Below are 18,697 nucleotides of genomic sequence, written 5' to 3'. Positions count from 1 at the left end.
CTCACGTCCCACGGCGCACGTCCCACGGCATGCGCCGCAGCGCGTCCCGCGCCGCGCATCACGCCACGTGGGCGGCCCCCTGCCCGTCGTTCACCAGCGGCTTTCCGGCCGCCTCCCAGGCCAGCATGCCGCCGTCGACGTTCACCGCGTCGATGCCCTGCCCCAGCAGGTAACGCGTGACCTGCGCCGACCGGCCGCCGACCCGGCAGACCACGTACACCCGCCGGTCCGCGGCCTTCTCGGTAACCTCGCCGAACCGCTCCACGAACTCGCTCATCGGCACGTGCAGAGCCTCCTCTGCGTGCCCGGCCGCCCACTCGTCGTCCTCCCGGACGTCCAGCAGAAGGCCCTCCGGCGGCACCTCCGTGACCTCCACCGAAGGAATCCGGCCGTACTGCATCAGGTCACGCCCCTCTCACCGGCCCCGGCCCTCCGGCGCCGTCTCGCAAGCTCCGCACACTCAGGCCGCCGGTCCGGCCGGCCGCCCACGAACCTAACCCGCCCGTCCGGGCTCCCCGGTCCATCCCGTCCGGCCCGCCCGGCCGGTCAGCTCGGCCAGACGCGCCTCCTTCTCGGCGATCCGCTCACGCAGCCGCCCGGCGATCTCCTCCAGCAGGCCGTCCGGGTCCTCGGGCGCCAGCCTGAGCATGGAGCCGATCGCACCGTCCTCCAGCTCCGCGGCGGCCGCGGCCAGCATCTCCTTCCGCCGCGCCAGCCACTCCAGGCGTGCGTACAGCTCCTCGCCGCGGGCGGCCTCCCGCTCCCGCACGGTCGGAGGTCCGGCGGCCCACTCCTCGGCCAGCGCGGCGAGCGCCTCCTCGTCCCCGTCGGAGTACGCCTTGTTCGCCCGGGTCATGAACTCCTCACGCCGCCCGCGCTCCGCGTCGTCCTGCACCAGGTCCGGATGCGCCGAGCGCACCAGCTCCCGGTACAGGCGCCTGGCGCGCTCACTGGGCCGCACCCGCTCCGGGGGCCGCACCCGCTGCCCGGTGAGCATCGCGACGGCCTCCGGCGGCAGCCCGGCGGAGTCCATCCAGCCCTGGTACAGCTCCTCCACGGCCGGCATCGGCAGGAAGGAGGCGCGTGCCTCGCGCGCCCTGCGCACATCCTCGGGATCGCCCGTGCACGCGGCGACCGCCTCGGCGATCAGGACGTCCAGCTCCTCGATCCGGCCGTACAGCGGGCCGAGCCGCTGCTCGTGCAGCCGGGAGAAGTTCTCCACCTCGACCCGGAAGGTCTCCACGGCGATCTCGTACTCGATCAGCGCCCTCTCGGCCGCGCGCACGGCCCGTTCAAGGCGCTCGACGGCCTCCCCTCCGTCCCTCGGGGCGGCCTCCGAGGCGTCCTGCGGCTCGTGCCCGGCCTGCCGGGCTTCCTGCTGGGCTTCCGGATCCACGGGCTTCCTCGCGACGGCGTTCCACTGCGCCCCGGCCCTGACCGGGACCCTGACCGGGATTCGCGCCGCGGCCCGCCGGGGAGGCTCCCCGGCCGGAGGGCGGCGCCACCCGGCCAGCCTACGGCTCCCCGGGCCCGGGCCTCACACCCCCGCCTGCGCCCCGCCTCCTCCCCGGCCCGCGCTCAGCCCCCACACCCGGCCACCGCGCCCCGGCCCTCAGACGTCCGGCTCGGCCGGCAGCCGCCCGGCGCGCACGGCGGCCGCCAGCTCCGCGTGGTCCCTCTCGGTACGGTCGGCGTAGGCCACCGCGAAGGCGGCCACCGCCTCGTCCAGCTCCTCCGACTTGCCGCAGTACCCCGCCAGCAGCCGCGGATCGGCGCTGTGGGAGTGCGCGCGGGCCAGCAGGGCGCCGGTCATCCGCGCGTAGTCGTCGATCTCGCCGGCGCCCAGCGCCGCCGGATCCACGCTGCCCTTGCGGTTGCGGAACTGCCGTACCTGGTACGGCCGCCCCTCCACCGTCGTCCAGCCCAGCAGTGTGTCGGACACCACCTGCATGTGCTGCTGACCCAGCACCACCCGGCGCCCCTCGTGCCCCGGCTCCGGCCCGGTGATGCCCGCCAGGGCCGTGTACGGCCGCAGCACCGACGGCCGCGCCTCCTTCACCTGGAGCACCAGCGGCCTGCCCCGGTGGTCCAGGAGCAGCACCACGTACGAGCGGGTGCCCACGCTGCCGGTGCCCACGACCCGGAACGCCACGTCGTGGATCGCGTACCGCGCCAGCAGCGGCAGCCGGTCCTGAGGCAGCGTCCCCAGGTACTCCTCCAGCGAGGCGGCCACGGCCGCCGCCTCCGCGTCGGACGCCCTGCGCAGCACCGGCGGGGCGTCCACGAAGACCCGGCCGCCGTCGGCGGTCTCCCGGGTGGACTTGGCGGCGAAGCGCGCGCTGGTGTTGCGCCGGGCCTTCCCGGCGACCCGCCGGAGGGTGCCCAGCAGGTCGTGGGCGTCGGCGTGCGAGACGAGCTCCTCGTCGGCGACGGCGTTCCAGGCGTCGGCCGCCGGCATCCCCGCCAGCAGCCGCAGGGTGTGCCGGTACGCGCCGGCCGCGTCGTACGCGGCCGCCCGGCACACGTCCTCGTCCGCCCCCGCCTCGCGCCCGGCCAGCACCAGGGAGGCGGCCAGCCGCTTGAGGTCCCACTCCCAGGGGCCGCGCACCGTCTCGTCGAAGTCGTTCAGATCGATGGTCAGGCCGCCGCGGGCGTCGCCGTAGAGACCGAAGTTCGCGGCGTGCGCGTCACCGCAGATCTGCGCGCCGACACCGGTGGCGGGCGTGCCGTGCGCCAGGTCGTACGCCATCAGCCCGGCGGAGCCGCGCAGGAACGCGAAGGGCGAGGCGACCATCCGGCCGATCCGGATCGGCACCAGTTCCGCGATCCGGTCCCGGTTGGACTCCTCCACGGCGGCCACCGCGTCCGGCCGCCCCGGGCTCAGCGAGAACTCCGCGTGCGCGTGCCTGGGCACCGTCTCCCGCAGCGCCCTGCCCTCCCGCTTCGGCGCCCGCGGACTCCGCCGGTCCGCGAAACCCGGCACGTACGGCAGCCGCTCGTCCACGGCCCCCACCCCCTGCGACTTACCAGCGGACGGCGGCAGGCCGGCACCGAGTGGGCCGACCCGCGCCGACCGCGACGATCAGCGGGTTCGAAGGTACCCCCGTCCCCGGCGCCGGGCAGCCCCCGCGACGGCCCGCATCGATCCGCACCGGCCGACACCGGCCCGCATCGGTCCGGAACGGTCCGCACCGCCCCGGAACCGCGCCCGGGTCCGAAAACGAAGCGAGCCTCTCACGGTGACCTTCGTCACCGTGAGAGGCTCGCTCTCTGTGCGCGAGGGGGGAGTTGAACCCCCACGCCCTTTCGGGCACTGGAACCTGAATCCAGCGCGTCTGCCTATTCCGCCACCCGCGCATGGGTGTTGCCGCTTTGATTCTCCCACACCCCCGGACTGCTCTCGTCCGGTCCGGCGGGATCGCCTGGCGACACACAGAACATTAGCACGCTGTCCGGGGTGGTCTCACACCCGTATCGACCGCCCACGGTTTGGGACACTGGTCCCGTGCCACCTCTACGATCCGTGTGAGGGTTGACACCCGCGCGCCGGGCCCCGGTGGGGAACCAGCCGTTCTCGCCGCGCGTGGATACGATCAGTAAGCAGTATCGAAAGGCAACGCGTCGTGTGCGACCGCGACCGGCGCACTAGAGCCGTGGGCATCGGGGAAGGAGGTGCACCGTGGGAGTTCTGAAGCGCTTCGAGCAGCGTCTCGAGGGTCTCGTCAACGGCACCTTCGCCAAGGTGTTCAAGTCCGAGGTGCAGCCCGTCGAGATCGCGGGCGCCCTCCAGCGCGAGTGCGACAACAACGCCACCATCTGGAACCGGGAGCGGACGGTCGTCCCCAACGACTTCGTCGTCCAGCTCAGCGCCCCGGACTTCGAGCGCCTCAGCCCCTACGCCGGGCAGCTCGGCGACGAGCTGGCCGGCATGGTGCGCGAGTACGCCAAGCAGCAGCGCTACACGTTCATGGGCTCGGTCAAGGTCGGCCTGGAGCGGGCCGACGACCTCGACACCGGCCTGTACCGGGTGCGCAGCCGCACCCTCGCCTCCAGCACCTCCCAGCACCAGTCCCCCCAGGGCGCACCGCCGCCCGGACAGGCCCCCGGCGCCCCCGGCGGTTACGGATACCCGCCCCAGCGCCCGGCCGGCCCGCCGCCCATGCCGGCCGGCCCGCCCCCCGGACACGCCCCCGGCGCCCCGATGCCGCCCGCCCGGACCCGCCGCTGGATCGAGATCAACGGCACCCGCCACCAGATCTCCCGCCCCACCATGGTGCTGGGCCGTTCCACCGAGACCGACGTGCGGATCGACGACCCCGGCGTCTCGCGGCGCCACTGCGAGATCCGGTCCGGAAACCCCGCGACGATCCAGGATCTGGGCTCCACGAACGGCATCGTGGTGGACGGACAGCACACCACGCGCGCTACGCTCCGCGACGGCTCACGCATCGTCGTGGGCAGCACCACGATCATTTACCGGCAAGCCGAAGGGTGAAGCGGGGGCAATGTCAGAGCTGACCCTGACGGTCATGCGGTTGGGTTTTCTCGCCGTACTGTGGCTGTTCGTCATCATGACCATGCAGGTCATCAGGAGCGACCTCTTCGGCACCCGCGTGACCCAGCGCACGGCCCGCCGCGCCGAGGCCCAGCGTCCTCCCCAGCCGCGCCAGGCCCCGCAGCAGGCGGCCCGCGGCGGGCGGCAGCGCCGCGGCGCCCCGACCAAACTGGTGGTCACCGAGGGGTCGCTCACCGGCACCACCGTGGCCCTCCAGGGGCAGACCATCACGCTCGGCCGGGCCCACGACTCGACGATCGTGCTGGACGACGACTACGCCTCCAGCCGCCACGCCAGGATCTACCCGGACCGCGACGGCCAGTGGATCGTCGAGGACCTCGGCTCCACCAACGGCACGTACCTGGACCGGACCCGGCTCACCACACCGACACCGATCCCGCCCGGTGCGCCGATCCGCATCGGCAAGACGGTCATCGAGCTGCGGAAGTAGTGAACGCGACCATGACGACCGGAGGGTGGGCACCGTGCGGATGTACCCGGAGCCGACGGGCGAGGTGCGCATGAGTCTGTCACTGCGCTTCGCCGCCGGATCGCACAGAGGCATGATCCGCGAGGGCAACGAGGACTCCGGTTACGCCGGTCCCCGGCTGCTCGCGATCGCCGACGGAATGGGCGGCCAGGCCGCCGGCGAGGTCGCCAGCTCGGAGGTGATCTCGATCCTCGTGCAGCTGGACGACGACGTCCCCGGCTCCGACCTGCTCACCTCGCTCGGCACCGCGGTGCAGCGCGCCAACGAGCAGCTGCGCGTCATGGTCGAGGAGGACCCCCAGCTGGAGGGCATGGGCACCACGCTCACCGCCCTGCTGTGGACGGGCCGGCGGCTCGGCCTGGTGCACGTCGGCGACTCCCGCGCGTACCTGCTGCGCGACGGCCGGCTCACCCAGATCACCCAGGACCACACCTGGGTCCAGCGCCTGGTGGACGAGGGCCGGATCACCGAGGAGGAGGCCACCACCCACCCGCAGCGCTCCCTGCTGATGCGCGCGCTGGGCAGCGGCGACCACGTGGAGCCCGACCTGTCCATCCGCGAGGTGCGGGCCGGGGACCGCTACCTGCTGTGCTCCGACGGCCTGTCCGGCGTCGTCAGCCACCAGACGATGGAGGAGACCCTCGCCGCCCACCAGGAGCCGCACGAGACCGTGCAGGAGCTGATCCAGCTCGCCCTGCGCGGCGGCGGCCCCGACAACATCACCTGCATCGTCGCGGACGTCCTGGACGTCGGCGACGACACCCTCGCCGGCCGGCTCAACGACACCCCTGTCATCGTCGGCGCCGTCGCCGAGAACCAGCAGCAGCTCGGCGACCCCGGCACCCTCCAGACCCCCGCCGCCCGCGCCGCCGAACTCGGCCGCGGCGGCGTGCCCCAGCAGCAGTCGTCCGAGGGCCCGCAGGGGAGCTTCGGCCCGCCCGGCAGCGGTGGCGCCACCCCGCCCGCCGGGGCGTTCGGCGCGTACGCGGAGGGCGACTTCGCCAAGCCCCGCAAGCGTTTCAGGTGGCTCAAGCGGATCTTCCTCGGCCTGCTCGTCCTCGGCCTGATCGGCGGCGGCCTGTACGGCGCCCACCGGTGGACCCAGACGCAGTTCTACGTCGGGGCCGACGGCGACCGGGTCGCGATCTACCGCGGCATCAGCCAGAAGCTGGGGTGGCTGCGGCTGAGCGAGGTCGAGCGGAGCTCCTCGGTCGAACTCAAGTACCTTCCCACCTACCAGCGCAACGAGGTCGAGGCCGGCATCTCCATGGACAGCCTCGCCCAGGCGGAGGACCGGCTGGAGAAACTGACGGAGCAGGCCGAGGTCTGCGAGATCGTCGCCACCCAGCGCAGGGAGAAGGAGCGCGCGGAGGCGCAGGCCGACGAGAGCGGCTCCGTCCGCGGCGGCGCCGGGACCGGTGAGCGCTCCGAGCCCTCCGCCTCCCCCGACCCGACCGCGTCTTCCCTCAGCTCCTCCAACTCCGCCGCCACCGCCAGCACCAAGAGCCCGACCGCTCCCACCCCCGGCCCCACCCTTCCGGAGGAGCAGCAGAGGCTCGCCAAGCAGTGCACCACGTCATAGGGGGCCGCACGCCATGAGCACCAGTCACGCCACCGGGAACACCGGCAGCAACACGACGATCTCCCCCGGAGGTCTGCCCAGCCGCCGCAACACCGAGCTGGCGATGCTCGTCTTCGCCGTGCTGATCCCGGTGTTCGCCTACGCCAACGTGGGCCTGGCCATCAACGGCGAGATGCCCGCGGGCATGCTCGGCTACGGCCTCGGCCTCGGTCTGATGGCGGGTGTGGCCCACCTCGTGGTGCGCAGGTTCGCGCCGTACGCCGACCCGCTGATGCTGCCGATCGCCACGCTCCTCAACGGGCTGGGCCTGGTCCTGATCTGGCGGCTCGACCAGTCCGAGAGACTCGCCCTGCGCGGGGAGGGCGCCGCCGCGCCCAACCAGCTGATGTGGTCAGCGCTGGGGATAGCGCTCTTCCTGGCGGTGCTGGTCTTCCTCAAGGACCACCGCATCCTGCAGCGCTACACCTACATCTCCATGGTCGTCGCGCTGATCCTGCTGATCCTGCCGATGTTCTTCCCGGCGGTCTACGGCGCGAAGATCTGGATCACCATCGGCGGGATGTCCATCCAGCCAGGCGAGTTCGCCAAGATCATCATCGCGGTCTTCTTCGCCGGCTACCTGATGGTCAAGCGGGACGCCCTGGCGCTGGCCAGCCGCCGCTTCCTGGGCCTGTACCTGCCGCGCGGCCGCGACCTCGGCCCGATCCTGGTGATCTGGGCCCTGAGCGTGCTCATCCTGGTCTTCGAGACCGACCTGGGCACCTCGCTGCTCTTCTTCGGCCTCTTCGTGGTGATGCTGTACGTGGCCACCGAGCGCACCAGCTGGATCCTGTTCGGCCTCACCCTGGCCGTCGTCGGCGCGGTGACCGTGGCCAGCTTCGAGTCCCATGTGCAGAGCCGCGTCCAGGACTGGCTCGACCCGTTCCACACCGTCCGCGAGACCGGTGAGGTCAACCAGCCCGCGGCGGCCATGTGGGCCTTCGGCTCCGGGGGGATCCTCGGCGCGGGCCTGGGCCAGGGCCACTCCGACCTGATCGGCTTCGCCGCCAAGAGCGACTACATCTTCGCCACCGTCGGCGAGGAGCTGGGACTGACCGGCGTCATGGCGATACTGCTGCTGTACGGCCTGCTGGTCGAGCGCGGCATCCGCACCGCCCTGGCCGCCCGCGACCCGTTCGGCAAGCTGCTGGCCGTCGGGCTCTCCGCGGCCTTCGCCATCCAGGTCTTCGTGGTGGCCGGCGGCGTGATGGCCCTGATCCCGCTGACCGGCATGACCATGCCCTTCATGGCGCAGGGCGGCTCGTCGGTCATCGCCAACTGGGCACTGGTCGCGATCCTGCTGAAGATCAGCGACACCGCCCGGCGTCCCGCCCCCGCTCCCGCGCCCTCACCCGATGTCGAGATGACCCAGGTGGTCCGATCGTGAACAAGCCCCTGCGCCGTATCGCCATCTTCTGCGGTCTGCTCATGGTCGCCCTGATGGTCCGCAGCAACTGGATCCAGTTCGCCCAGGGCGACGAGCTGAGGAACGACCCGAAGAACCGCCGCGTCGCCATCGAGCGCTACGGCCAGCCGCGCGGCAACATCATCGTCGACGGCAAGGCCATCACCGGCTCCAAGGAGACCGAGGGCACCGACTTCAAGTACAAGCGGACGTACAAGAACGGCGAGATGTGGGCCCCCGTGACCGGCTACGCCTCCCAGGCGTACGGCGCCACCCAGCTCGAGTCGATCTACGACGGCATCCTCACCGGCGACGACGACCGGCTGTTCTTCAACCGCACCATCGACATGTTCACCGGCAAGGACCAGAAGGGCGGCAACGTCGTCACGACGCTGGACGCCGACGTCCAGAAGGCCGGCTTCGAGGCGATGGGCGACAAGAGGGGCGCCGCCGTCGCGATCAACCCCGAGACGGGCGCGATCCTGGGCCTGATCAGCACCCCCTCGTACGACCCGTCCTCCTTCGCGGGCAACTCCTCCAAGGACGCCAAGGCCTGGAGCAGGCTCCAGAAGGAGAACAACGAGGACGAGCCGATGCTCAACCGGGCGCTGCGCCAGACCTACCCGCCCGGCTCGACGTTCAAGGTCGTCACCGCCGCCGCGGCGCTGGAGAGCGGCATGTACGACATCGACGAGAAGACCGACACCCCGGACCCGTACACGCTGCCGCAGAGCACCACCGACCTGGGCAACGACGGCAACCACCCCTGTGAGAACGCCTCGCTGCGGGTGGCCATGCAGTGGTCCTGCAACACCGTCTTCGCCAAGATCAGCGACGAGCTCGGCAACGAGAAGATGATCGAGTACTCCGAGCGGTTCGGTTTCGGGCAGGAGCACTTCGTCCCGGTCCGCGCCGTCGAGTCCGTGTACCCCGAGGACAACCGGCCGCAGAACGCCATGGCCGGCATCGGCCAGGCGTCCAACCGCGCCACCCCGCTCCAGATGGCCATGGTGGCCGCCGCCGTCGCCAACGACGGCAAGATGATGGAGCCGTACATGATGGACCAGCTCGTCGCGCCGAGCCTCAACGTCGTCGAGGAGCACAAGCCCAGGGAGCTGGGCGAGGTCGCCTCGGCGGAGAACGCCCAGAAGCTCCAGCAGATGATGGAGACGGTCGTCGAGAAGGGCACGGGAACCCCCGCGCAGATCGACGGCGTCACAGTGGGCGGCAAGACCGGTACCGCGCAGCACGGCGAGAACAACGAGAAGAACCCGTACGCCTGGTTCATCTCGTACGCCAAGACCTCCGACGGCTCGACCCCGATCGCCGTCGCGGTCGTCATCGAGAGCGCCGACGTCCTCCGGGACGACATCGCGGGCAGCAAGCTGGCCGCCCCGGTGGCCAAGGCCATGATGGAGGCGGCTCTCGACGGCAGGAGGTGACCGGGGCACCGGTCACGTCGGCGGTCACGCCATCGGTCGCGTCCCGGCCCGCCACACGGTCCGGGTACCGTATGCCGAGCAGCACCGCCGGACCGCGCAGGGAGACGGTCAGGACGCACGGAGAGGGCTGGAGACTATGGAAGAGCCGCGTCGCCTCGGCGGCCGGTACGAGCTGGGCTCGGTGCTCGGCCGGGGTGGTATGGCCGAGGTCTACCTCGCCCACGACACCCGCCTGGGCCGCACCGTCGCGGTGAAGACCCTCCGGGTGGACCTCGCGCGCGACCCCACGTTCCAGGCCCGCTTCCGCCGTGAGGCGCAGTCCGCCGCCTCCCTCAACCACCCGGCGATCGTCGCCGTCTACGACACCGGCGAGGACTACGTCGACGGGATCTCCATCCCGTACATCGTCATGGAGTACGTGGACGGCTCGACCCTGCGCGAGCTGCTGCACTCCGGGCGCAAGCTGCTGCCCGAGCGCTCCCTGGAGATGTGCGTCGGCATCCTCCAGGCGCTGGAGTACTCGCACCGCAACGGCATCGTCCACCGCGACATCAAGCCCGCGAACGTCATGCTGACGCGCAGCGGGCAGGTCAAGGTGATGGACTTCGGCATCGCCCGCGCCATGGGCGACTCCGGCATGACCATGACCCAGACCGCCGCCGTCATCGGCACCGCCCAGTACCTCTCCCCGGAGCAGGCCAAGGGCGAGACGGTCGACGCCCGCTCCGACCTGTACTCCACCGGCTGCCTGCTGTACGAGCTGCTGACGGTCAGACCCCCGTTCGTCGGTGACTCCCCCGTCGCGGTGGCGTACCAGCACGTGCGCGAGGAGCCGCAGCCGCCCAGCTCCTTCGATCCCGAGATCACGCCCGAGATGGACGCCATCGTCCTCAAGGCGCTGGTGAAGGACCCGGACTACCGCTACCAGTCCGCCGACGAGATGCGCGCCGACATCGAGGCGGCCCTCGACGGCCAGCCGGTCGGCGCCGCGGCCGCCATGGGGGCGGCCGCCTACGGCACGGGCGGCGGCTACCACCCCGACGACCAGCCCACCACCGCGCTGCGCGCCGCGGCCCCGGCGTCCGCGCAGACGTCGATGCTGCCGCCGATGCGCGACGACGACGGCGGCTACGGCTACGACGAGCGGCCCGACCGGCGGCGCGGCGGCGGGAACCGCAACCAGCTCTCCACGATCCTGCTGGTCCTCGGCGGCATCCTGGTGCTGGTCGGCGCGATCTTCATCGGCAAGGTGATCTTCACCCCCAGCGACAACAACCCGAAGGTGCCGAACCTGATCGGGGAGACCTTCGAGGAGGCCGAGCAGAAGGCGGTCAACTCCAGGCTCAAGGTCGCCAAGGGCGGCAGCGAGTTCTGCGAGGAGAGGAAGGGCACCGTCTGCAGGACCGATCCGGTGGCCGGCACCGAGATCGAGGAGGGTGAGACGATCACCCTGATCATGTCCAAGGGCCCCAGCGAGGTCGAGGTCCCGGACGTCGTCGGTGAGACGGCGGACGACGCCGAGCAGGAGCTGAAGGACGCGGGCTTCGAGGTCGAGCGCGAGACCGAGGTCTCGGAGCAGCCGGCCGGCACCGTCACCGAGCAGGATCCGGGGAGCGGCGAGAAGGCCAAGCCGGGTGCCACCGTCACCATCACGGTGGCCCGGGAGGACGAGCGGCCGACCGTGCCGCCCGTCGTGGGGCAGGACTTCGAGTCCGCGAAGAGCCAGCTGGAGAACCTGGGCTTCGTCGTCGAGCGGGCCGAGCAGGAGAACGGGGAGAAGCCTCCGAACACCGTGCTCCAGCAGAGCCTGCCCGCCAACCAGAAGGCCGAGGCCGGTTCCACCATCACCCTGATCGTGGCCAAGGCGCCCGCGGAGGAGCAGGTGGCCGTCCCCGGCATCCCGGCGGGGACACCGCTCAAGGACGCCCGCAAGACGCTCCAGGACGCCGGCTTCAACGTCGCCGTGTCGGGCCCCGACGACGGCAAAGCCGTCGTCCTCACCACCGACCCGCCCGCCGGCACCCAGCTCAAGAAGGGTGACACGGTCACCGTGCGCACCTTCGGCGGCGGCGGGGACGGGGGCGGTGGAAACGGCGGGCCGGGCGGCGGCGGCTTCATCGAGGGGATGACCGGCGGGGACGACTGATCCCGCCGGGCGCCCACCGCCCGTACGCAGGACTCCGCGCACAGCGCACGGCCGAGGGCCCCGACCGGAAGCGGAAGCGACCGGTTGGGGCCCTCGGCCGTTCCGTGTCATCTTCCCGGGCCGGACGGGCGGGCGGCAGGCGGGCGGTACGCGCGGCGGCCGCCGTGTGCGCGGGCCGCGGCGCACGGGCCGCCGTGTGCGCCGGTCAGCACGTACCGGTCAGCGCAGTTCCTCGGGCGGGGTGCGCCGCTCGTCCACCTTCTCGGTGCGCACCAGCTCGCCCCACACGATGTAGCGGTAGTCGGAGGTGAGGATGGGGGTGCAGGTCGTCAGGGTGATGTACCGGCCGGCCTTCTTCTTCCCGGACTCCTCGGGTACGTCCGCCAGCACGCCGACGTTGTACTTGGAGGTCTTGGGGAGCGTCTCGTAGACCTTGTAGACGTACCAGGTGTCCTCGGTCTCCACCACGATCGGATCGCCCTCGGCGATCTTGTGGATGTCGTGGAACTTGGCGCCGTGGCCGTCGCGGTGCGCGGCCAGCGAGAAGTTGCCCTTGCCCTCCCACGGCGGGGTGGCCTCCACGGGGTCGGTGTAGTAGCCGGCGACGCCCTTGTTCAGCTTCTCGGTGTCGGTGCCCTTCTTGATCAGCACCTCGCCGCCCATCGAGGGCACATGGAGGAAGCCGACGCCGTCCCCGCCCTCGTACTCCTTCTTCCCCTCGCCGGCCGGCCCGTCCTCCGCCCAGCTCTCGCGCACCTCGTTGCCGTCGCGCTCGGCCTCGCGGTTGGCGAGCACGTTCGTCCACCACAGCGAGTAGGCGACGAAGAGGCCCAGCACCACACCGGCGGTGATCAGCAGCTCACCCAGCAGGCTGACGACGGCGGCGAGCCGCGGGCGCCCGCGGCGGGGTGCTGGGGGCGGATCCGTCCGCGCACCGTTGTCCTGGTCGATCACTACCACCCGACGCACCGCCCGTTCCCCTCCGCAGTTCCTGCGCGCAGGCTATCGGACGAGGGCGTCCGGCTTCCCCTCGCTGCGCGGGCGCTCCTCGGCCAGCTTCCCCCAGACGATCATCCGGTACTTCGAGGTGAACTCGGGCGTGCAGGTGGTCAGGGTGATGTACCGCCCGGGCCCGGTGAACCCCGATCCCTTGGGGACGGGGTCGATGACGCTGACGTTCGACGGCAGGGTGGAGTCGAGGCGGTTGGCCATCTCGTAGACGTAGTAGGTGTCCTTGGTCTCGACCACGATCGGGTCGCCCGGGTCGAGCTTGTTGATGTAGCGGAACGGCTCGCCGTGGGTGTTGCGGTGCCCGGCCACCGCGAAGTTGCCCTTCTCGTCCCAGGGCATCGCCGTCTTCAGGGGCTCCTCGCCGTAGTGGCCGACCATGCCCCGGTCGAGGACGCCGTCCTCGTCCACGCCCTCGGCGACGGGCACCTTCACGTCCAGCTTGGGGATGTGCATGATCGCGAAGCCCTGGCCGGCGGAGAAGGCCCCGGGGTCGCGGTTCTCGTCCCCCTTCTCGCCCCACCGCTGCTCCAGCTTCTTCGCCTCGTCGCCCGCTTGGCGGTCGGCGATCACGTTCGTCCACCACAGCTGGTAGGACACGAACAGCAGCATCACCACGCCGAGTGTGATGAACAGCTCTCCGACGACCCGGCTGGCGACCACCATCGGGCTCTCCCGGCTCGCCCGCTGGGCCCGCCGCCGTGCGGCGCGGCCGCCGGGCCGGTTCTCACCGGCCGCCGACGCGGAACCGGAGGCGGAACCGGAGGCGGGGGGCTCCTCGCGCGGGGCCGGGCGTACGGCCTCCACCCGGCGCAGCGCCATCGTCTCGTCCGCCGGGAGGTGCGCCTGCCGGAGCGCCATCGTCTCGTCGTCGAGGGCGGGCGCGGGCGCCGGTGCGGGTGCGGGAGCGGGCACGACGGGCCCGGGAGCCGGGGCGGCCGGTCGGTACGCCTCCGCGTAGGGCTCCGCACGGGGCTCCGCGTACGGCTGGGCGTGCGGCTCGGGGTACGGCTCGGCATGCGGCTGGGAGTAGGGCGCGTACCGCGGCGTGTGCTCCTCCGGCCGCTCCTCCCCCCGCACCGGCTCCTGTCCCGGCAGCGGGTCGTTCAGCGGGTCGGCGAGCCGTCCCACCGCGGCCTCGAAGGCCTGCTGCTCGGCCTGCTCCGCATAGGCGTCGGCGGGCGGGCCGGCATGGGCGTCGGCGGGCGGGCCGGCCCGGTGGCGTCCGGTGAGCGGGTCGCCCCCGTAGGTGCCCTCCGGACGCAGGGCCGTCACGCCCCGACCACGGGGGCCAACCCCCGCGAGCGCTCCACGGCGCCGGTGTCACCGCACTCCGCGAGCCAGTTGGCGAGCATCAGGTGGCCCCACTCGGTGAGCACCGACTCGGGGTGGAACTGCACTCCCTCCACCGGCAGTTCGCGGTGGCGCAGCCCCATGACGACGCCCGTCTCCGTCCAAGCGGTGACCTCCAGCTCCGCCGGGACGGTGGCGGGCTCGACGGCGAGCGAGTGGTACCGGGTGGCGGTGAAGGGGGAGGGCAGCCCGGCGAAGACGCCGCCTTCACCGTGGCTGACCAGCGAGGTCTTGCCGTGCAGCAGTTCCGGCGCCCGGTCCACCACGCCGCCGTACGCCACGGCCATGGACTGCATGCCCAGGCAGACGCCGAAGACCGGCACACCGGTCGCGGCGCAGTGCCGGACCATATCGACGCAGACCCCGGCCTCCTCGGGCGTGCCCGGCCCGGGGGAGAGCAGCACCCCGTCGAAGGAGTCCCGCGCGTGCTCGGGGCGGACCTCGTCGTTGCGGAGCACCTCGCACTCGGCGCCGAGCTGGTAGAGGTACTGGACGAGGTTGAAGACGAAGCTGTCGTAGTTGTCGACGACCAGGATGCGCGCGCTCATCGTGCCTGCCCCGATCCGGCGCGGCCCTCGTCGACCGTCACGTCGCTGAACGGGAGCAGGGGCTCCGCCCAGGGGAAGACGTACTGGAAGAGCACGTAGACGACCGCCAGGGCCAGTACGAACGAGAGCAGCGCCCGTACGAGCGTGTTGCCCGGCAGATGCCGCCAGATCCAGCCGTACATGCCGTGTAGCCGTCCCTTCTGTTACTCGCGCAACCAGAGTACGGGTACGCGGGCCCGGCGGGAGGCACAAGTCCCGCAATGCGTCGCAGGCCACCCCGGGTTCAGCCGCCGGCCGTCTCCCCCGCCTCGCCCACCGGTGTGCTCCGGGACAGGTCGACCGCGCCCGAGTAGCCGGGGAGGGTCACCTCGTCGTGTTCGTCCACCGACCAGCCCAGACCGTAGGCGTCGACGTACTCCCGGTAGTTGCGGACGGCGGGCGCGGCGTCCAGCGCCTCGCGCATCCGGTCCGGGTCGCCGACGGCGGTGACGGTGTACGGCGGGGAGTACAGGCGGCCCTGGAGGATGAGGGTGTTGCCCACGCAGCGCACCGCGCTGGTGGAGATCAGCCGCTGGTCCATGACCTTCATGCCCTCGGCCCCGCCCGCCCACAGCGCGTTGACCACGGCCTGGAGGTCCTGCTGGTGGACGACGAGGTCGTTGGGCTGGGGCTCGGGGATGCCGGGCATGCGGGCGGTGGCGTCGGGCGGGGCGTCGTCGAGTGTGACGGTGAGGCCGGCCCCGGAGAGCTTCCTGGTCCCCGCCGCCCGCTCCAGCTCCTCGAAGACGCGCTTCTCGGTCTCCGTGCCGCCGCTGTCGCGCCGGGCGAGGGCGTCGACCTCGCGGCGCAGGGCGCCCACGGACTCGTTCAGCGCCTCGATGTCGTCGCTGCGGGCCTCGATGAGGTCGGACAGGCGCAGCATCGAGTCGTCGGTGCGCAGATCGGTGCCCTGCGCGGTGTTGAAACTGACCCAGAAGAGGAAGCCCGCGAGGGCGAAGACGCCCGCCGTGGCGAGCCGCACGGGCCGGAAGCGGGAACCGGTCACCTTACCCTTGTCTCCTTCCAGCACGCGGAAGTACTACGCTAACGGAATCAGGGATCGTCCCCTCCCCGGCCTCCCTCCGGATCCCGAACCGGACCCCGACCGGGGGGAGGGCCACCACGAACAGGCCCTCGCGGTCACGCAGCGCATCGACAGGAGAGTCCCTCGTGCCGAAGTCACGGATCCGCAAGAAGGACGAGTTCACGCCGCCGCCGGCGAAGCAGGCCACGAACATCAGCCTCACCTCGGGGCGGAGCTGGGTCGCACCGCTGATGCTGGCGCTGTTCCTGATCGGGCTCGCATGGATCGTCGTCTTCTACGTGACGACGGGCGACCTGCCGGTCCGGTCGATCGGCAACTGGAACATCGTGGTGGGCTTCGGCTTCATCGCGGCGGGGTTCGTCGTCTCCACGCAGTGGAAGTAGCCGCAGCCACAGCCGCGGCACCACCGGACCAGGCCACACCCCGGTCGCACCCCGGCCACGACCCGGCCGGGCGCGGCCCGCGGCAGCGTTATCCACAGGTCTTCCACAGCCCTGGGAAAACTTCAGAAGATCTGTGGATAACTTTTCCAGCCTGTCTGTCGTTATGACCGGTGACCCTCGGTAGACGAAGGGGCCCAGCCCCCGTCTCCCTGGGGAAACACGCATGTGCCCGGCCGCGACGGCTCGTGTCGACGGCTGCCCACACCATGCACAGGGTCGGTCACCTGTTGTGGATAACCTCTGGCCACAGCTCTGCGCGCAGCGTCGCCGGCCGACGGTCAGCGGCCGAGCAGCTCCACCGTACGCACCACGCAGACGACCGCGATCACCAGCAGCACCGCGGCCATGGTCCCGTACTGCACCAGCGCGCGCCGGGCGCGCGGGGCGTACACCATCGCGTAGGCGATGACCGCTCCCACCACCAGACCGCCGACGTGGGCCTCCCAGGCGATGTTCGGAAGCCTGAAGGTGATGAACAGGTTGATCGCCAGCAGCACCAGGATGGGGCGCATGTCGTACCGCATCCGCCGCACCAGCACGGCGGTGGCGCCGAACAGCCCGTAGATCGCGCCCGAGGCGCCCAGCGACTCCTGGTTCTGCGCGGCGAGCAGATACGTCAGGGCGCTGCCGCCCAGTGCGGACAGCAGGTACAGCGCCAGGAACCGCCAGCGGCCCAGCGCCGCCTCCAGCTGCGGGCCGAGCCACCACAGCGCCAGCATGTTGAAGCCGATGTGCCAGATCTCCTGGTGCAGGAAGGCGGAGGTCAGCATGCGGTGCCACTCGCCGTCCGCGACTCCGACCCAGTCGGCCGCCGCCGGATCGTAGGCGTAGCCCAGCATCGTCAGCGCGCCGAGCAGCGAGCGGTCGTCGGCCGCGAGCACCGCGAAGAAAACCGCCGCGTTGATCCCCAGCAGCACCTTGGTGACCAGGCGCTGGTCGGCGGCGACGGTACCGCCCGCCAGGGTGCGCGGCCGGGCGTCGCCCGCGGCGCGGCCCGTACCGGAGCCGCCGCGCACGCACTCGGGGCACTGGTAGCCGACCGAGGCCGGGATCATGCACTCGGGGCAGATCGGCCGGTCGCAGCGGGCACAGGAGATACCGGTCTCCCTCTCCGGGTGACGGTAGCAGCGCGGCATCGCCGGCCGCGCCCCGTCCTGCTGGTCCTCCATGGCCACCTCAACGCCCCCTCACGACGGACACGGCACGCCCCGCCCACGGGCTGGCATACCCACACGGACGGAGAACACCGCCCTCTCCGTCCTACGGACGGGCAGGGCGGCGGGTTCCCGCAGGGCGGCCCGGCCGCGCGGCGTGCGCGAGGCCGGGCCCGTCGGCGCCGTCGGCACCGCTCAGCGTCTCTCAGCGCTTCTCAGCGCTTCTCAGCGCTTCTCGATGATCACCGACTCGATGACGACGTCCTGCAGCGGACGGTCGGTGCGCTGGTTGGTCGGGGTGGTCGCGATGGCGTCCACGACCCGCCGGCCCGCCTCGTCGGCGACCTCGCCGAAGATGGTGTGCTTGCCGGTCAGCCATGCCGTCGGGGAGACGGTGATGAAGAACTGCGACCCGTTGGTGCCCGGGCCGGCGTTGGCCATCGCCAGCAGGTACGGCTTGTTGAAGGCCAGGTCCGGGTGGAACTCGTCACCGAACTCGTAGCCCGGGCCGCCGGTGCCGTTGCCCAGCGGGTCACCGCCCTGGATCATGAAGCCGCTGATCACCCGGTGGAAGACCGTGCCGTCGTACAGCCGGTCCGTGGACTTCTTCCCGGTGGCCGGGTGGGTCCACTCGCGCTTCCCCTCGGCGAGCTCGACGAAGTTCTTGACCGTCTTCGGGGCATGGTCCGGGAAGAGCCGGATGGTGATGTCGCCCTGGTTGGTCCTCAGGGTGGCGTAGAGCTGCTCGGCCACGGTCTACCTTCCATCTGCGCTTTCGGAACCCCTTGATCCTCGCACAGCCGCACCCCCGGCACCGTGCGGCGGGGGTGCGGCCGAACGGGTCGCGGGGCCCCGTGAGCCGCACGGGCCGGAGGAATCCCAGGAACGCGGGAGCGGCGCGAACGGCGCGAACGGCGCGAGCGACAGAAATACGCCATAGCCCGTATGCCCGTTGAGACATGCCTCGACACTGTTGTGAAGGCATGATCTCCACCATGGGTGGAAGGCGGAAGACACACGCCACCGATGAGGAGGAGATCCCGTGACCCGCATGGACAGCGTGCGCAGCGCGACCGACAACGCGAGGGAGACCGTGCGGCACGCCGCGGAAGCGGTGGCGCCGAAGGTGGCCCTCGCGGCCGGACAGGCCCGGTCCACGGTGCGCGGGCAGTACGCCGCCCGTGTCGCGCCGCGGCTGGAGCAAGCCCGCGAGACCCTGCCCCCCGCGGTCGACCTGGCCGCCGCCCGGGCGGCCCACCGGCACTGTGGTTCCTGCGCGGAGCCAGCCGGCCCGGAAGAGCTGGTCGCGGCGGTGGCCGAGGGTGGATCGGGACAGTCCGGTGGCACGCTGGAGCTCGCCGCGGGTGGTCGCCTGCCCGCTGCGGACCAGTCGCAGCAGATGTCCCGCGCTGGATTGGTTCCCGGTCATACGGTCATCTTCTCCGTAC

The 18,697-nt window shown here is 71.8% G+C and carries 17 protein-coding genes, 1 tRNA gene and 2 pseudogenes; 8 read left to right on the top strand and 12 right to left on the bottom strand.

The window, feature by feature from the left end:
* Positions 1 to 58: 58 nt before the first annotated feature.
* The 4 genes from ACLIYP_RS15100 to ACLIYP_RS15085 all read right to left on the bottom strand — a co-directional run bounded on the left by ACLIYP_RS15100 (position 59) and on the right by ACLIYP_RS15085 (position 3,357).
* Positions 59 to 400: a rhodanese-like domain-containing protein gene (locus ACLIYP_RS15100; RefSeq protein WP_412713646.1), complete on the bottom strand. Its 342-nt coding sequence runs from the start codon at positions 398 to 400 to the stop codon at positions 59 to 61.
* Between the two features lie 93 nt (positions 401 to 493).
* Positions 494 to 1,396 (bottom strand): hypothetical protein, encoded by a 903-nt coding sequence (locus ACLIYP_RS15095; protein ID WP_412713645.1) that lies wholly within the window; start codon positions 1,394 to 1,396, stop codon positions 494 to 496.
* Positions 1,397 to 1,612: 216 nt separating this feature from the next.
* Positions 1,613 to 3,043 (bottom strand): DUF2252 domain-containing protein, encoded by a 1,431-nt coding sequence (locus ACLIYP_RS15090; RefSeq protein ID WP_412713661.1) that lies wholly within the window; start codon positions 3,041 to 3,043, stop codon positions 1,613 to 1,615.
* A gap of 230 nt (positions 3,044 to 3,273) precedes the next feature.
* A tRNA-Leu gene (locus tag ACLIYP_RS15085) sits at positions 3,274 to 3,357 on the bottom strand.
* Between the two features lie 322 nt (positions 3,358 to 3,679).
* Here ACLIYP_RS15085 and ACLIYP_RS15080 point away from each other — a divergent pair.
* The 6 genes from ACLIYP_RS15080 to pknB all read left to right on the top strand — a co-directional run bounded on the left by ACLIYP_RS15080 (position 3,680) and on the right by pknB (position 11,659).
* A complete protein-coding gene (locus ACLIYP_RS15080) occupies positions 3,680 to 4,495 on the top strand; it encodes an FhaA domain-containing protein (protein WP_412713644.1) in 816 nt (271 codons plus the stop codon).
* Between the two features lie 10 nt (positions 4,496 to 4,505).
* Positions 4,506 to 5,006 (top strand): FHA domain-containing protein FhaB/FipA, encoded by a 501-nt coding sequence (locus ACLIYP_RS15075; protein WP_093657085.1) that lies wholly within the window; start codon positions 4,506 to 4,508, stop codon positions 5,004 to 5,006.
* Between the two features lie 25 nt (positions 5,007 to 5,031).
* Positions 5,032 to 6,627: a Stp1/IreP family PP2C-type Ser/Thr phosphatase gene (locus ACLIYP_RS15070; protein ID WP_412713643.1), complete on the top strand. Its 1,596-nt coding sequence runs from the start codon at positions 5,032 to 5,034 to the stop codon at positions 6,625 to 6,627.
* A gap of 13 nt (positions 6,628 to 6,640) precedes the next feature.
* On the top strand, positions 6,641 to 8,053 hold the full coding sequence (locus ACLIYP_RS15065; protein WP_412713642.1) for an FtsW/RodA/SpoVE family cell cycle protein: 1,413 nt from the start codon (positions 6,641 to 6,643) through the stop codon (positions 8,051 to 8,053).
* Positions 8,050 to 9,513, top strand: a complete 1,464-nt coding sequence (locus ACLIYP_RS15060) for a peptidoglycan D,D-transpeptidase FtsI family protein (protein WP_412713641.1) — start codon at positions 8,050 to 8,052, stop codon at positions 9,511 to 9,513. Before ACLIYP_RS15065 ends, ACLIYP_RS15060 begins: the two co-directional genes overlap by 4 nt.
* 136 nt (positions 9,514 to 9,649) lie before the next feature.
* Positions 9,650 to 11,659: a Stk1 family PASTA domain-containing Ser/Thr kinase gene (gene pknB / locus ACLIYP_RS15055; RefSeq protein ID WP_412713640.1), complete on the top strand. Its 2,010-nt coding sequence runs from the start codon at positions 9,650 to 9,652 to the stop codon at positions 11,657 to 11,659.
* 219 nt (positions 11,660 to 11,878) lie between these two features.
* Here pknB and ACLIYP_RS15050 read toward each other — a convergent pair whose 3' ends face one another.
* The 5 genes from ACLIYP_RS15050 to ACLIYP_RS15030 form a co-directional block, all read right to left on the bottom strand.
* Positions 11,879 to 12,619, bottom strand: coding sequence for a class E sortase (locus ACLIYP_RS15050; RefSeq protein ID WP_412713660.1), 741 nt, complete (start codon positions 12,617 to 12,619; stop codon positions 11,879 to 11,881).
* A 42-nt stretch (positions 12,620 to 12,661) separates the two neighbouring features.
* Entirely contained in the window at positions 12,662 to 13,942 is a 1,281-nt protein-coding gene (locus tag ACLIYP_RS15045) for a class E sortase (protein ID WP_412713639.1), read from the bottom strand.
* Complete coding sequence (locus tag ACLIYP_RS15040) at positions 13,939 to 14,568, bottom strand: aminodeoxychorismate/anthranilate synthase component II (protein WP_412713638.1); 630 nt, start codon at positions 14,566 to 14,568, stop codon at positions 13,939 to 13,941. The genes ACLIYP_RS15045 and ACLIYP_RS15040 overlap by 4 nt, the downstream gene beginning before the upstream one ends.
* On the bottom strand, positions 14,565 to 14,750 hold the full coding sequence (locus ACLIYP_RS15035) for a hypothetical protein (protein ID WP_093657099.1): 186 nt from the start codon (positions 14,748 to 14,750) through the stop codon (positions 14,565 to 14,567). Before ACLIYP_RS15035 ends, ACLIYP_RS15040 begins: the two co-directional genes overlap by 4 nt.
* 101 nt (positions 14,751 to 14,851) lie before the next feature.
* The gene (locus ACLIYP_RS15030) at positions 14,852 to 15,613 is read right to left on the bottom strand and encodes a DUF881 domain-containing protein (protein ID WP_412713637.1); all 762 of its coding nucleotides are present in this window, start codon (positions 15,611 to 15,613) and stop codon (positions 14,852 to 14,854) included.
* Positions 15,614 to 15,777: 164 nt separating this feature from the next.
* Between ACLIYP_RS15030 and crgA the strand changes: the two genes are divergently transcribed.
* Positions 15,778 to 16,035, top strand: coding sequence for a cell division protein CrgA (gene crgA, locus ACLIYP_RS15025; RefSeq protein ID WP_412713636.1), 258 nt, complete (start codon positions 15,778 to 15,780; stop codon positions 16,033 to 16,035).
* A gap of 338 nt (positions 16,036 to 16,373) precedes the next feature.
* On the opposite strand, the gene ACLIYP_RS15020 is transcribed toward crgA, so the two are convergent.
* Positions 16,374 to 17,264: a rhomboid family intramembrane serine protease gene (locus ACLIYP_RS15020; RefSeq protein ID WP_412713635.1), complete on the bottom strand. Its 891-nt coding sequence runs from the start codon at positions 17,262 to 17,264 to the stop codon at positions 16,374 to 16,376.
* A gap of 210 nt (positions 17,265 to 17,474) precedes the next feature.
* The gene (locus tag ACLIYP_RS15015) at positions 17,475 to 18,002 is read right to left on the bottom strand and encodes a peptidylprolyl isomerase (protein WP_412696365.1); all 528 of its coding nucleotides are present in this window, start codon (positions 18,000 to 18,002) and stop codon (positions 17,475 to 17,477) included.
* 298 nt (positions 18,003 to 18,300) lie between these two features.
* Here ACLIYP_RS15015 and ACLIYP_RS15010 point away from each other — a divergent pair.
* Positions 18,301 to 18,462, top strand: a pseudogene (locus ACLIYP_RS15010) (DUF5324 family protein); the annotation flags it as partial.
* Positions 18,463 to 18,495: 33 nt separating this feature from the next.
* Here the strand turns inward: ACLIYP_RS15010 and ACLIYP_RS15005 are convergent.
* Positions 18,496 to 18,678, bottom strand: a pseudogene (locus tag ACLIYP_RS15005) (sugar kinase); the annotation flags it as partial.
* Between the last annotated feature and the right edge of the window lie 19 nt (positions 18,679 to 18,697).

It is taken from the genome of Streptomyces nanhaiensis (assembly GCF_046614825.1).
GTDB lineage: Bacteria > Actinomycetota > Actinomycetes > Streptomycetales > Streptomycetaceae > Streptomyces > Streptomyces radiopugnans.
The sequence above is the reverse complement of the archived record's forward strand: the minus strand, read 5'-3'. Positions and strand labels throughout refer to the sequence as shown.

Coding starts and splice junctions, on each gene's coding strand:
- ACLIYP_RS15100 (WP_412713646.1), bottom strand. CDS start 400: ATGCAGTACGGCCGGATTCCTTCGGTGGAGGTCACGGAGGTGCCGCCG.
- ACLIYP_RS15075 (WP_093657085.1), top strand. CDS start 4,506: ATGTCAGAGCTGACCCTGACGGTCATGCGGTTGGGTTTTCTCGCCGTA.
- ACLIYP_RS15065 (WP_412713642.1), top strand. CDS start 6,641: ATGAGCACCAGTCACGCCACCGGGAACACCGGCAGCAACACGACGATC.
- pknB (WP_412713640.1), top strand. CDS start 9,650: ATGGAAGAGCCGCGTCGCCTCGGCGGCCGGTACGAGCTGGGCTCGGTG.
- ACLIYP_RS15040 (WP_412713638.1), bottom strand. CDS start 14,568: ATGAGCGCGCGCATCCTGGTCGTCGACAACTACGACAGCTTCGTCTTC.
- ACLIYP_RS15035 (WP_093657099.1), bottom strand. CDS start 14,750: ATGTACGGCTGGATCTGGCGGCATCTGCCGGGCAACACGCTCGTACGG.
- ACLIYP_RS15020 (WP_412713635.1), bottom strand. CDS start 17,264: ATGGAGGACCAGCAGGACGGGGCGCGGCCGGCGATGCCGCGCTGCTAC.